At 60.1% G+C, this 13,004-nt stretch carries 9 protein-coding genes; 3 read left to right on the forward strand and 6 right to left on the reverse strand.

The genetic code is table 11. The features are described 5' to 3' along the window. Positions 1 to 27: 27 nt before the first annotated feature. Positions 28 to 1,419 carry a pyruvate dehydrogenase complex dihydrolipoamide acetyltransferase gene (locus ACOQPC_RS08180; RefSeq protein ID WP_420605253.1) on the reverse strand — a complete coding sequence of 464 codons (1,392 nt, stop codon included), beginning with the start codon at positions 1,417 to 1,419 and terminating at the stop codon, positions 28 to 30. A gap of 142 nt (positions 1,420 to 1,561) precedes the next feature. Here ACOQPC_RS08180 and ACOQPC_RS08185 point away from each other — a divergent pair, with 142 nt between their 5' ends. Next, complete coding sequence (locus ACOQPC_RS08185; protein ID WP_420605254.1) at positions 1,562 to 2,017, forward strand: universal stress protein; 456 nt, start codon at positions 1,562 to 1,564, stop codon at positions 2,015 to 2,017. An 11-nt stretch (positions 2,018 to 2,028) separates the two neighbouring features. Here the strand turns inward: ACOQPC_RS08185 and ACOQPC_RS08190 are convergent, their stop codons facing one another. From ACOQPC_RS08190 to phaR, 3 genes are all read right to left on the reverse strand, one after another. Continuing rightward, positions 2,029 to 2,550 carry a redoxin domain-containing protein gene (locus ACOQPC_RS08190; protein WP_420605255.1) on the reverse strand — a complete coding sequence of 174 codons (522 nt, stop codon included), beginning with the start codon at positions 2,548 to 2,550 and terminating at the stop codon, positions 2,029 to 2,031. 135 nt (positions 2,551 to 2,685) lie between these two features. Beyond that, complete coding sequence (locus ACOQPC_RS08195) at positions 2,686 to 5,028, reverse strand: ribonuclease R family protein (protein ID WP_420605256.1); 2,343 nt, start codon at positions 5,026 to 5,028, stop codon at positions 2,686 to 2,688. 24 nt (positions 5,029 to 5,052) lie between these two features. Continuing rightward, entirely contained in the window at positions 5,053 to 5,613 is a 561-nt protein-coding gene (gene phaR, locus ACOQPC_RS08200) for a polyhydroxyalkanoate synthesis repressor PhaR (RefSeq protein WP_420605257.1), read from the reverse strand. A 266-nt stretch (positions 5,614 to 5,879) separates the two neighbouring features. Between phaR and ACOQPC_RS08205 the strand changes: the two genes are divergently transcribed. Next, the gene (locus ACOQPC_RS08205; RefSeq protein WP_420605258.1) at positions 5,880 to 9,062 is read left to right on the forward strand and encodes a TonB-dependent receptor domain-containing protein; all 3,183 of its coding nucleotides are present in this window, start codon (positions 5,880 to 5,882) and stop codon (positions 9,060 to 9,062) included. An 87-nt stretch (positions 9,063 to 9,149) separates the two neighbouring features. After that, a complete protein-coding gene (locus ACOQPC_RS08210; protein ID WP_420605259.1) occupies positions 9,150 to 10,130 on the forward strand; it encodes a 2OG-Fe(II) oxygenase in 981 nt (326 codons plus the stop codon). 57 nt (positions 10,131 to 10,187) lie between these two features. Here the strand turns inward: ACOQPC_RS08210 and alr are convergent, their stop codons facing one another. Together alr and ACOQPC_RS08220 are read right to left on the reverse strand one after the other, a co-directional pair. Continuing rightward, positions 10,188 to 11,249 carry an alanine racemase gene (gene alr, locus ACOQPC_RS08215; RefSeq protein ID WP_420605260.1) on the reverse strand — a complete coding sequence of 354 codons (1,062 nt, stop codon included), beginning with the start codon at positions 11,247 to 11,249 and terminating at the stop codon, positions 10,188 to 10,190. Continuing rightward, the gene (locus ACOQPC_RS08220) at positions 11,246 to 12,868 is read right to left on the reverse strand and encodes an MFS transporter (protein ID WP_420605261.1); all 1,623 of its coding nucleotides are present in this window, start codon (positions 12,866 to 12,868) and stop codon (positions 11,246 to 11,248) included. Before ACOQPC_RS08220 ends, alr begins: the two co-directional genes overlap by 4 nt. Positions 12,869 to 13,004: the final 136 nt, after the last annotated feature.

Consider the following 13,004-nt stretch of genomic DNA (forward strand, 5'->3'; position numbering starts at 1 on the left):
GGCGGGATCGCGTGGTTGATCACCCAATCACGCCACCATCGCCAGCGGGCTTTCGACCAGCTGCTTGAGCGCCTGCATCAGCTCGGCGCCGTCCGCGCCGTCGATCGCGCGGTGATCGAAGCTGCCGGTGGCGCTCATCACGGTAGCCACGCCCAGCGCGTCGTCGACGATATAGGGGCGCTTCTCGCCCGCGCCGACTGCCAGGATCATCCCCTGCGGCGGGTTGATCACCGCGTCGAATTGCTTGATGCCGTACATGCCCATGTTCGAGATCGACGCGGTGCCGCCCTGATATTCCTCGGGCTTGAGCTTGCCTTCCTTGGCGCGGCCGGCGAGTTCCTTCACCTCGGTTGAGATCGCGCTCAACGACTTGGTGTCGGCGCCCACCACGATCGGCGTGATCAGCCCGGCGGGCGTGCTGACCGCGACCGAAATGTCCGCGCGGCTGTAACTGATCAGCTGGTTGCCGGCAAAGCTCACATTGCATTTGGGCACCTGCATCAGCGCCTTGGCCAGCGCCTTGACCAGCAGATCGTTGACCGAGAGCTTCACGCCCTGCGGCTCCAGCGCGACGTTGAGTTCGCCGCGCAGCTTGAGCAGTTTGTCGAGCTGGATATCCACCGTGAGATAGATATGCGGGATCGTCTGCTTCGCCTCGGTCAGGCGGCGCGCGATGGTCTTGCGCATGTTGGAGAGCTTTTCCGCCTCGTGCGGAATATCGGTCTGGAATTCGCCCTGCGGCGCCGCGGCGGGTGCGGCTTCCGATTTGGCGTCGGGGGTAGCGGGCTTTGCTGACGAAGCTTCGGCGCCTTCGACATCCGCCTTGACGATCCGCCCTTTGGGGCCGGACCCTTCCATCGCCGTCAGATCGACGCCCTTCTGCGCTGCGATGCGCCGCGCGAGCGGGCTCGCCTTGACGCGCGCTCCGCTCTCGTCGGTCGGCGCAGCGGGGGCTTTGGTTCCATCGTCTGCAACCGCCTTCTTTCCCTTGGCGGCGGCGGCGGGCTTGCCGTGATCGCCGGCTGCTTCCTCGCCGCGATGGGTGGTCTTATCCCGGTCGCCGGTCTGGTTCGGATCGGCGGGCTCCTTGGACGGTTCCTGCTTCACCCGGGCATCCTCGGCCTTGGCCGAGCCGCCGGATTTTTCCGCCGATGCCGCGGCTTCCTCCACGTCCTCGCCTTCCTCAGCCAGGATCGCGATCACCGTACCGACCTTCACCTCGTCGCTGCCTTCCTGGATCAGAATCCTGGCGATGACGCCTTCGTCCACCGCCTCGAACTCCATCGTCGCCTTGTCGGTCTCAATCTCGGCCATGATATCGCCGGAGCTGATCGTATCGCCTTCCTTCACCAACCATTTGGCGAGCGTACCCTCTTCCATGGTGGGCGAAAGCGCGGGCATTTTCAGTTCGATGGGCATGGGGAAACTCGGTCCTCTCGCTAGTCGTTGCAGCTATCTATGCCAAAGGGAACGCACAGGTCCAAGAGGCTTTACCGAGTCCGGCTTGCGCCTCTTCATGTTTTGGCGCAGCATTCAGGCACAGGATGAGGGGCAGGGTTACATGCGCACCTATTTGGTGGTGATCGACGAAACCGCGGAAGCCCTGCTTGCCTTGCGCTTCGCCACGCGCCGCGCCGCCAGGACGGGCGGCGCGGTGCATATCCTCGCGTTGATCGAACCGCAGGATTTTGTCGCATGGGCGGGAGTGCAGCAAACCATCGAGGAAGAAATGAAAGCACGCGCCGAGGCGCTGGTCGTCAGCGCGGCGGGCACCATTTTGGAAGAGTCCGGCCTGCGCCCCGCTATCACCGTCAAGCAGGGCCGCGGCGCCGACGTTGTACGCGAGATGCTCACCGAACGGGGCGACATCACCGCGCTCGTGCTCGGCGCCTCCGCCAGCGGCGGACCCGGTCCGCTGGTCAGCCATTTTACCGGCGCGAACATGGGCACCCTGCCCTGCCCTGTGATGGTAATCCCAGGATCGCTCGGCCATGAGGAAATCGACCGGTTGAGCTAGACCAAAAACCCTTAGGTCAGGTCGCCGCGTGGCGGGTAATCCTTGTCGAGCACGTAATCGATGCCCTCGAGCAATGCATCGAAATCTGGGCGCGCGAATGGTGCGCTCTGTTGCTGCGCCATATAGAGGGTGCCGTCCGGGCGGATTAGGCAGATACCGGGTTCGGAAAACACCTCGGGCTCGTCGGAGCCGGCACGCTTGGAACTGATATATAGCCCCCATTCGCGCGCCGTTTTTTCGCTCATATCATAAACCAGCGGCAAATTTCCGGTATCCCATTCGGCATCCACCTTCATCGCGCGCTCTTCGCCGTCCATCGAGATGGCGAAGGGTGAAATGCCGCGATCGGTGAAGTCGGACAGCCTGTTGCCCAGCTCCTCGAGTTGGCCCTTGCAGATCGGACAATGCGATCCGCGATAGAACAGCAGCATCGTGAAATTTTCGGGCGATTGCGCGGCCAGTTCGAAACGGGCCTGGATCGTGAGCGGCAGTTCGAGGCTGGGGGCGGCTTTTCCTGGGGTCGGCTGAGGCATGGATTCTCCTTGATGAAGATAGAACAGCGTGAAGACATGAGCGTTCCATCCGATCCTGGAACGCTCCAGCGCTCAGTCGCCCCGGGCTTGCCGAATGGGCTGCGCGGCGTCAGGGGATCGGCATTGCCGAAACGCCTAACGTTTCTTCTTGCCGCGCTTGCTTCCGCCTGCCTTTCGACCGCTATTGGGCCGCTTGGTCGTGCGCGGAACGCTGCTCGGCCTGCCCTTTTTATCGTGGCGAACGGAGCGGCCGGGCGCCTTGCCGGGAATTTCGACATCGGGCACCTCAAAGCGGAGGCCGCCGGATACTGGGTTCGCCTCGATCAGCTTCAGTTTCAGCTTCATGCCACTCTTGTAAACCGTGCCGCTGTCGCGCCCCTTGAGCGTCCGGCTTGCCTCATCATAGGTGAAATATTCCGAACCTAGCGTGGAAACCGGCACCAACCCGTCGCCGCCCAGTCCCTCGACCGTTGCGAAAAAGCCGAAATCGAGCACCCCAGTAATCCGCGCATCGACCAGTTCGTCGACATGGGCGGACAGATAGAACGCGACATAGCGGTCCATAGTATCGCGCTCGGCCTCCATCGCGCGCCTTTCGGTGCGGCTGATGACCTCGGCGATATGGCCGAGATCGCCGGCATCCTTTTCGGTCAGCCCGGTGCTGCGCTGAATCGAACTGTTTTTCGGCGCGGGCATCTCGAGGCCGTAGGCATCGACCAGCGCGCGGTGGACGAGCAGGTCGGCATAGCGCCGGATCGGCGAGGTGAAATGCGCATAGCTAGCAAGTGCCAGACCGAAGTGGCCGGTCTTGTCGGCGCCGTAATAGGCCTGCGTCTGGGTGCGCAGGATCTGCTCCATCACCTGCGGCAGCACCTCGTCATCGTCGACACGTTCGATCAGGCGGTTGAACAGCGCGGGCGTGACCACCTGGCCCAGCGCGAACTCCATGTCGAACGTCTTCAGATAATCCTTCAATGCGACCAGCTTCTCGCGCGAGGGCGGCAGATGCGCGCGGTACATGACCGGCGATTTCTTCGCTTCCAGCGCCTTGGCCGCGGCGACATTGGCGGCGATCATATAATCCTCGACCAAACGATGCGCGTCGAGCCGCTCGCGCACCGTGACCGAGGCGATCTTGCCCTCGTCATCGAGATGCACCTGCCGCTCGGGCAGATCGAGATCGAGCGGCGCGCGAGCCTCCCGCGCCTTGAACAGCAATTTCCAGCAGGCCCAGAGGTTTTGCAGCGCCTCCTTCAAATCCGATACCCCTGAGCTTGTCGAAGGGCGTTCGACAGGCTCGGGACTTACGGTCTGTGGGCTGACCCCATCCATGATCGCCTGCGCATCCTCATAGGCGATATTCGCCGAAAGACGCACCGTGGCGCGGGTGAAGCGATGACCGGTTACCTGCCCCTTAGCGTCGATCGTGAGATGGCACGCCATCGCCGCACGATCCTCGCCGGCTTTCAGCGAGCATTTGTCCGAGCTCAGTTCGTGCGGCAGCATCGGCACCACGCGGTCGGGGAAATAGACGCTGTTGCCGCGCCGCCGCGCTTCGCGGTCGAGTTCGCCGCCGGGGCGCACATAATAGGACACGTCGGCGATCGCGACGACCGCCTGAAAGCCCCCCTTGTTTGCCGGATCGTCGTCGGGCGCGGCCCACAGCGCATCGTCATGGTCGCGCGCGTCGCGCGGATCGATGGCGAGGATCGGCAGATGGCGCAGATCCTCGCGTCCCTCGGTCGTTACAGGAAGGTCGACCACCCGCTGCGCATCGGCGATCGCCGCGTCTGGAAACGCGTCGGGGATGCCATATTTGGCGATGGCGATCAGGCTGAAGCTTTTCGGCGCGAACGGATCGCCCAGCACTTCGCTTACCCGCGCCTTGGTTTTGGCTCCGACGCCCTGTTTTTCCGCTACGACCAGTTGGCCGGGCTTGGCATCGCCCACGTCCGATATCGGAGTATCGCGCCGAGCCTTCTTGTCGATGCTGCGCAGCACAAACTTGTCGCCGTCCTTTTCCATAACGCCGAGCAGCTGCTCGCTGCCCCGCGCAAGTTTCTTCATGACATGCGCGATATGGCCCTCGCCGCGGCTCTCTGTGCGCGCGAGAACGCGGTCACCGATGCCGAGCGCGCCGTTACGCCCGCGTTCGATGATCCGCAGCTTGGGCACCGGCGCGCCTTGGGCTTCCCAATGCTCGGGAACGCCGACCGGCTGCTTGCCGTCGATCTCGACCACCTTCAGAACAGCGACCTTGGGCAGCCCACCCATTTTATGGAAGGCGCGGCCAGGAGCCAGGTCGATCAGCCCCTCGTCGGTCATGTCCTTAAGCCGCCCCTTTAGCGCGATCTTCTCCTGCGCGGTCAGGCGGAACGCCTTCGCGATCTCACGTTTGCCGGCGGGCGCATCACTGGTCTCGATGAACTCGAGGATCTGCTTGGGGGTGGGCAGGCCCTTGGCTTTGCGAGACGTCATTTTCGGTGAAGGCAAGGCGCTGGATCAGTCTTCTGGAGACATGCGGTCGAGTTTGGCCTGCAGTTCGGCGACCTGCCGCTTGAGCTCGTCCATCTCGCTACGATTGCCCTGCGGGGCCTCGCTCACCGATTGGCCCGGGACGAACGCATCGCGCGCTGCCTTCATCATCTGGAGGTTCTTGCGGGCGATTTCGCCGAACGGACCCTGCGCCACCGCGCTTTCCAGCGCGTCATCCATTTGCCGCTGCTTCTCGCGGAAACCGCGCATGGAATTTTCCAGATAATCCGGGATCATGTTCTGCATCGATCCGCCGTAAAAGGAGATGATTTCCTTCATGAAATTGGTCGGAAGCAACCCTTTGCCGCTGCTCTCCTCCTCCATGATGATCTGGGTCAGCACATTATGCGTGATATCATCGCCAGATTTGGCGTCGATCACCACGAACTCGATGTCCTGCCTGATCAAATTGGCGAGATGGTCCAGCGTGATATATTTGGAACTGGACGTGTCATAGAGGCGGCGGTTGGCGTATTTTTTGATGGTGATCGGATCATTATCCTTCGTCCATTTTTCCGCTTTTTTCATTCTCAACTCCTGAGCATTCATTTGCATGCGAACTAACACCGCAAGTCGCCGAACCGCAACAAATTCGAAGGCGATGGCTTTACGGTGAGCGTGTCACGAAAGTTCGAGAAATCCAAGCAAGAACCGGAGGACCGTAGTCGGATATCGTTGCCAAATGGCAACAGTGCGGCACAAACCAAACTTTGCCCGGTTCCTCGCTTGATTAACGACTGCTGACGCTGTCTAATTCCGCTATTGCATTTTCAAGACACTTCAGGGGTTTCAAAATGAAAAAAGCTAGTTTCATGTGCGCAGGGTCGGTTTTTGGAATCGTCCTTGCATCTGCGCAGCCGGTTCATGCTCAGGATCAGGTCGCTGACCCGAATGACATCGGAAGCGATTCGGAATTTATTCAGGAAGGCGACGTACCGCCTGACGAAAACGAGGCGATCGTGGTTACGGGCTCGCGCATCGCCCGTCCGTCGCTGGAATCGCAGGTGCCGGTAACGTCAATCACCGGTGAGGAGTTTTTTAACCAAGGGTCAATTAACGTTGGCGACACACTGAATGACCTGCCGCAATTGCGCAGCACGTTCAGTCAGACCAATTCGGGGCGCTTCCTCGGTACGACTGGTCTTAATCTGCTCGATCTTCGAGGCTTGGGAACGGCGCGCACTCTGACGTTGGTTAACGGTCGGCGCCATGTGCCGTCGGACATTCTTTCTAACGGCACATCGACCGACGTGAACACCATCCCGAACGATCTTATCGAGCGCGTGGACGTGGTGACTGGCGGCAACTCCGCCATTTACGGTTCGGATGCTATTGCCGGCGTCGTCAATTTCATCCTTCGCGACGACTTTGACGGGCTGCAGCTTCGCGGCCATGCTAGCGTCAGCGATTTCGGTAGCTTTCCCACGCAATATGTGTCCGCTCTGGCCGGCAAGAACTTCGCGGACGGTCGTGGCAACATCACCGTTCATGCAGAATTTGCGAACCAGTCGCGAGTTTATGGACGCGACGTTCCGTTTCTGCGCCGAAGCGACGGGTTTCTGACCATCGACATCGATGGCGGCGGCCTCCCGGAGAATAGCGACGGATTCCCGGATCGGGCATTTTTTCGGGATATCCGCACGGCAAGTATTTTCTATAACGGATTGGTCCCGATTACGCGTGGAACCGCTTCGCCTAACTGTGGAACGGGCCTGAACGATGTTCCATTCAATTGCACTTACCTCTTCACCCCCGACGGGAAACTCGTTGAGCAGACCGGAACCCGTCTTGGAACCGGCCCAATTGGCAGCATCGTTGGCGGCAATGGTCAAACGGGCCGCGAATTTAATCTTCTCTCGGTAATTCCGGACCAAAAGCGCTACAATTTTAATGTGCTCGGCCATTTCGAACTGGCGGAGGCGTTCGTGCCTTTCGTCGAGGCCAAATATGTCCGGATCGAAACACAGGGACAGCAATCCAGCCCCGCTTTCGTCCAAGGCGTTACGTTTGGAGACAATCGGGAACTCGTACGTCTCGACAATCCATTTCTCAGCCAGCAGGCTCGTGGCATCATTACCAACCAGATTCTCGACTCCGGTTTCAATTCAAGTCTAGTTCGCAGGAATCCGTTGACTGACGCCAATCTTGCCGCGATCGCCGATGGATCCTATCGTTTCACCATTGCCCGTTCCCTGCAGGATCTGGGCAGTCGCGACGAACAGTCTAAGCGCGATGTCTATCGCATCGTCGGGGGTGTTCGTGGTGAGTTTAACGACGACTGGAACTATGAAGTCTCCGCTAATTACGGTAGAGTTGAGGAAGCCACGCGAATTTTGGGGAACATCATCCCCCAGCGTTTCCTTTTGGCTCTCGACTCGGGGATCAATCCCGCAACCGGCCAGATCGCCTGCCGTTCACAGTTCGACCCTGCAGCCGCAGAGGCTTATGACACTCCGGACGTTCCGTTCCTGCAGCAAGACATCGACAATTGCGTGCCCTACAACCCATTTGGAGCTCCCGACAATTCCGCGGCCGCAAATTACATCGTCGAGGACACTACCTCCAATGCGTCCCTCGAGCAGCTGGTGTTTTCCGGCTTCGTGTCGGGTGACTTGAGCCAAGTGTTCGAATTGCCGGGCGGACCGATCGGTTTCGCGCTGGGCGCTGAGTACCGCCGCGAGGAATTGTCCTACAAGGCCGATCCCATCGTTGAAAACGGTCGGACCTTCTACAACGCCTTGCCGACGTTCGCGCCCGATCCCTTCGAAGTAAGGGAAGCTTTTGGTGAAATTCGCATTCCACTGCTTGCTGACATTCCCTTTTTTGAAGAACTGACATTTACGGGCTCCGGTCGCGTGTCTGATTATAAGGGTGCGATTGGCACGGTCTATGCTTATAATGCAGGTTTCGAATGGAGTCCAATAAGCGATATTCGTTTCCGCGGGCAATATGGTCGCTCCGTCCGTGCACCCAACCTTACCGAAACATCTTTCCCGATCACTCAGAACTTCGCTCCGGGTTTTCAAGATCCATGCCGACCGCAGAATATCAATACAGGTTCAGAAAATCGCGCTGCCAACTGTCGGGCCGACCTAGGAGGTCTTCTCGACACCGCGGCGTTCCGCAGTCTGGCCAACTATTCACTCGAAATTCTGAGTGGCAGTAATCCGAACTTGACCGAGGAAACCTCGGACTCCTATACGATCGGCGCGGTGTTTCAGCCAAGATTCATTCCAGGCTTCTCTCTTACTGTAGATTATTATGATATCAGGGTTGACAATGTCATCACGGCGGTTTCGGCGCAAAACCTTGTTGACACTTGCTACGACTTGCCATCCTTGGATAATCCCTTTTGCGCGCTGATTACGCGGTTTCGTGGTCCAGGCACCGGCCCCAACAACGAGATTCCCGGTCAGATTCTGGACAACGATCTTGTCGTCAGTTCGGTTAACTTCGCCGCGAGGACAGTCCGTGGCATTGATGCTGAAGCGACCTATCGCACGACTTTTGGAAATGACAACGCCTTTAATGCTCGTCTCATCTATACGCATCTTTTGGAAAGGAGTAATTTTGAGGATCCGTCCCAGCCCGATTTCGAGGATCGTATCTTGGGCGAACTCGGCGATCCGCAGGACGAATTCCGGTTTAATGCAGCTTTGAAATTGTCGAATGTGACTTTTGGCTATGAAATGCGATATATCGGTTCGCAAGTCTTGAATACCTATGAAGACTTTTTTGGCGTTCAAGATCGAGTTCCAGAAAATTCGGATTATGCCGACACACAATTCTATCCAGAAACCTTTTATCATGACGCTAGCATTGCGATTGAGGTTGACGACAGCTTTGAATTCAACGTCGGTGTCGACAATATTTTAGGTACCAACCCGCCTCTTGGTTTGACAGGCATTGGCGGCGGCAGTGCTATTTATCGGGTAAAAGGTCGGAATCTTTATGCCGGCGTTCGCGCCCGCTTCTAGAACGATCGAACGATAAAAATCTCGAAGGGCCGGACTGTTTCTCTTTCCGGCCCTTTCTTTTTGCGCCAATGTCGTCAGGATAGCGCCATGAGCACTGTGGAACGCGCGAGCGATCTGGCGGTCCGGGGAAGAGCCTCGGAGGCGTTCTGGTTATTGTCCGCTGCGGCCGGACGGGGCGACGCCGAAGCCGCCTTCCGTCTCGCCGAATGGCGCATGGCGGGCGACTGCATCCGCCGCGATATGGCCGAGGCTCGTAAGCTGTTCGGCCGTGCCGCTGAGCTGGGGCTGCACCGGGCGGAAGCGCCATATGTAGCGCTGCTGGCCAACGGCGCGGGAAATATCGGGCGGCGCTGGAACGAGGCTCTCGAGCGGCTGCGTTTGCGCTGCGAACGCGAACCGGAAGCATGCGCCCAACTGGCGTTACTGGAGAAGATGGAGCTCGATGCTGCAGGCGATCCACGTGGAATCGCAACGGCCGAGATAGCATGCATCGAACCGGATGTTCGCAGAATAGCGGGATTTCTAACGATCGAAGAATGCGATTACCTCTCTTCGCTGGCCCTTCCGTTGCTGCGGCCGGCGGTCGTGGTGCATCCGGAAACCGGCAAATTCGTGCAGGACCCCATTCGCACGTCGATGGCGGCCGCCTTTCCCTTCGTCTCGGAAAACCCGGTCCTGCACGCCGTCAACCGCAGGATCGCTGCGGCCACCGGAACCGGTTATGAACAAGGCGAACCGCTGCAGCTTCTCAGTTATGCCGCCGGGCAGGAATACAAGCTGCACAGCGATGCCTTGCCGGGCAGCGGCAATCAGCGGATAAAAACCATGCTGGTCTATCTCAACGACGCTTTCGAAGGGGGTGAGACCTTCTTCCCGAAACCCGGAATGAGCATTCGCGGAAAACCAGGCGAAGCTGTTCTGTTCTCCAATGCCGATGCCCAGGGCCGTCCGGATCCCGCCGCGATCCATGCCGGCCTGCCGGTTCGGCAGGGACGGAAACTGATTCTCTCAAAATGGATCAGAGCGCGGCCGCTCGACTTGACCGGCCCTCCGGGCCGGCCATGCTGAGCCGGCGCCAAGAGCGGCTTTCTTTCCGGCTCGATCAATACAGGGAAAATCGAATTCTCATCGCCAATATCTATCGAACCTGTCGCCCAGCCCGGTAAGCAATTCATACTGCGACAAGCCGCTGAAATCCGCGGCCGCGGGCAAGGCAAAATCCGGAGCTGCCCATCGCGCTTGCGCTTCGATCAGATCGTCCGGTAACACCAATATCGCCAGGTCCATGGATATTCGGCCGATGACTCCGACGGTTCGGCCGGCAACGGTAAACTTTCCCCCATTCGAAAATCCCCGCAGATAGCCATCGGCGTAGCCTATCGCCACGATAGCGACGGTCATGTCGCGGTTAGCGGTGAAAGTGGCGTTATAGCCGACCTTGTCGCCAACCCTCAGCTGGCGGATTTGGAGGATACGCGCTTCGGGAAAGGCAATCTGAGCGATGCGGCCCTCGAACTCGGCGCGCTGGATACCGCCGTAAATCGACAATCCGGGGCGCGTCACATCGAAATGATAGTCGGAACCGAGCGCGATCCCCGCACTGTTGGCGAGGCTCTTGCGCGCGCCTGGAAAATGCGCGGCGACGGCGCGATAGCGCGCTAGCTGCGATGCGTTTTGCGGCACATCCTCGTCGGCCGAGGCGAGGTGGCTCATCACGATATCGCAGTCCAGCCCTGCTCCTGCGACCTCCCCCGCCCGCACATCCTCGATGCCGAGCCGGTTCATGCCGCTGTCGAACATGATGTCGCATCGCCCGCCACCGCTTTGCCGCCATGCCGCGAGCTGCTCCATGCTGCTCAGCACCGGTTTGGCACCGATTGCGCGAGCCGCGGCGAGTTCGTCCGACAGCACGCCGTTGAGCACAGAAATGCGCTCGGCTGGAACGAGGTCGGCGATCTCCGCCGCCTCGCGCCAGTGGGCGACGAAGAAATCGCAGCATCCAGCATGGCTCAACCGCTTCACCACCTCACGCGCACCCAATCCGTAGCCATTTGCCTTGACCGCCGCGCCCGCGCGCGCGCGACCGCTCATCGCGTCGAGCGTGCGCCAATTCTCCACCAGCGCTGCGCCGTCCAGGCGCAGCCGCAAGGGCGAGGGGATGGCGGCAGGATCGACCGGATCGCTCAAGCTTGTGCCTCGCCATTCCAGTCGGGCTGGTCCTTGGGCAGACCCCACAAGGTGACCAGAAACGCCATCAGCACCACCGCCCATGTGTACCAAAGCCCTGAATAGGGATCGCCGGTAGTGGCGATGATCGCGGCGGCGATCAGCGGGAGGAACCCGCCGAAATATCCGGTGCCGAAATGATAGGGGATCGACATCGAGCTGTAACGGATGCGCGGCGGAAACATCTCGCTCATCAGCGCCGCCATCGGCCCGAAGGTCGCGCCGGAAAGTCCGCCGAGCAGCATCAGGATGCCGATGATCGCGATGCTGGCGAGCGGGCCAGGTACGATTTCCGCCAGCGGATATTGCGCCTCGGCCAGCGCGGTATCGATGTCCGCCGGGGCGATGTCGGTGACCAGGTTGTCACCCATCGTAAGCGATAGCGCCGCCGCCGGACGGATGGCATAATCGATCCCGCGCGAGGACAAGTCTCCAAGCAGCGTACCGCAGGCGCTCGCCTGCTTCGAGGCGAACGGGCGGTAGGTACAATCGGGCCCTGAAACGACGATCGGCTCGCGCGCGAAACTTTCGCTCAGAGCGGGATTGGCCACCGCACCGATGGCCCAAAATGCCGGGAACAGAAACAGTAGCGTCAGCCCATAGCCCCAAATTATCGGCTTTTTGCGCCCGATCCTATCCGACCATTTGCCGAACAGGATGAACCAGAACAGCCCCAGCGTCGCGCCGATACCGACGATGATTTCCGCCGCGGTATCCTCGACCCGCATCGAGCCCTTGAGGAAACTGAGGCTGGAGAAATAAGCGGTGTACCAGATCACGGTCAGTCCCGCGGCGAGCCCGAACAGCGCCACGAAGATGCGCTTCCGGTTGCCCGGATAGGTGAAGCTCTCGATGAACGGATTGCCCGACAGCTCGCCCGACGCCTTCATCTGCTCGAACACCGGGCTTTCGGACAATTTGAGGCGCATCCACAAGGAGAGGGCGAGCAGCAGCAGCGACAGGACGAACGGGATGCGCCAGCCCCAGTCATCCCATACCCCGACCGGAAGCACCGCCTTCACGCCGAGCACGATGATCAGGCTGAGGATGAAGCCGCCCGGTACGCTGGCCTGGATGAAGCTGGTATAGAAACCGCGCTTGTCTGCGGGGGCATGCTCGGCGACATAGACCGCCGCCCCACCATATTCACCGCCAAGCGCCAAGCCCTGCGCGATCCGCAGCAATATGATCAGGATCGGCGCGGCATAACCGATCGACCCGGCCGAGGGAATCAGGCCGACGCCCGCGGTGGCCAGCCCCATGACGGTGATGGTGACCAGAAAGGTCGCCTTGCGCCCCACCCGGTCGCCCAGAAAACCGAACAGCACCGCGCCGAGCGGGCGAAAACCGAAGCCGACGGCAAAGCCCGCCCAGGCGAGCAAGGTCTGCAGCGTCTCGTTGCCGCTGGGGAAGAACACCCGCCCGATGATTCCGCTAGCCGCGAGCGTGCCGTAGATGAAGAAATCATACCATTCGAAGATGGTGCCGACGGAAGACGCGCCGATGACGAGGCGGATGTCCTTGGGGGCGGGCTCGGCGCTGTGAGGCTGTCCGGTTCCTTCCGACACAACGCTTACCATGATATCGGTCCCCTACCCCGTTCGCCCTGAGCTTGTCGAAGGGCTGTCCTGCTTTTGCGGCGTCAGCTTTACGAAGAAAGGCAGGGCTTCGACAAGCTCAGCCCGAACGAGTTTTTTAACGGCTGAATTGCGATTG

Origin of the sequence: Novosphingopyxis sp., from assembly GCF_965218915.1 — a bacterium.
Lineage (GTDB): Bacteria > Pseudomonadota > Alphaproteobacteria > Sphingomonadales > Sphingomonadaceae > Novosphingopyxis.

What these genes read in the sequence shown, in the direction of transcription:
- ACOQPC_RS08185 (WP_420605254.1), top strand. Translation starts at nt 1,562, where the DNA reads ATGCGCACCTATTTGGTGGTGATCGACGAAACCGCGGAAGCCCTGCTT.
- ACOQPC_RS08195 (WP_420605256.1), bottom strand. Translation starts at nt 5,028, where the DNA reads ATGACGTCTCGCAAAGCCAAGGGCCTGCCCACCCCCAAGCAGATCCTC.
- ACOQPC_RS08190 (WP_420605255.1), bottom strand. Translation starts at nt 2,550, where the DNA reads ATGCCTCAGCCGACCCCAGGAAAAGCCGCCCCCAGCCTCGAACTGCCG.
- ACOQPC_RS08205 (WP_420605258.1), top strand. Translation starts at nt 5,880, where the DNA reads ATGAAAAAAGCTAGTTTCATGTGCGCAGGGTCGGTTTTTGGAATCGTC.
- ACOQPC_RS08220 (WP_420605261.1), bottom strand. Translation starts at nt 12,868, where the DNA reads ATGGTAAGCGTTGTGTCGGAAGGAACCGGACAGCCTCACAGCGCCGAG.
- phaR (WP_420605257.1), bottom strand. Translation starts at nt 5,613, where the DNA reads ATGAAAAAAGCGGAAAAATGGACGAAGGATAATGATCCGATCACCATC.
- ACOQPC_RS08180 (WP_420605253.1), bottom strand. Translation starts at nt 1,419, where the DNA reads ATGCCCATCGAACTGAAAATGCCCGCGCTTTCGCCCACCATGGAAGAG.
- ACOQPC_RS08210 (WP_420605259.1), top strand. Translation starts at nt 9,150, where the DNA reads ATGAGCACTGTGGAACGCGCGAGCGATCTGGCGGTCCGGGGAAGAGCC.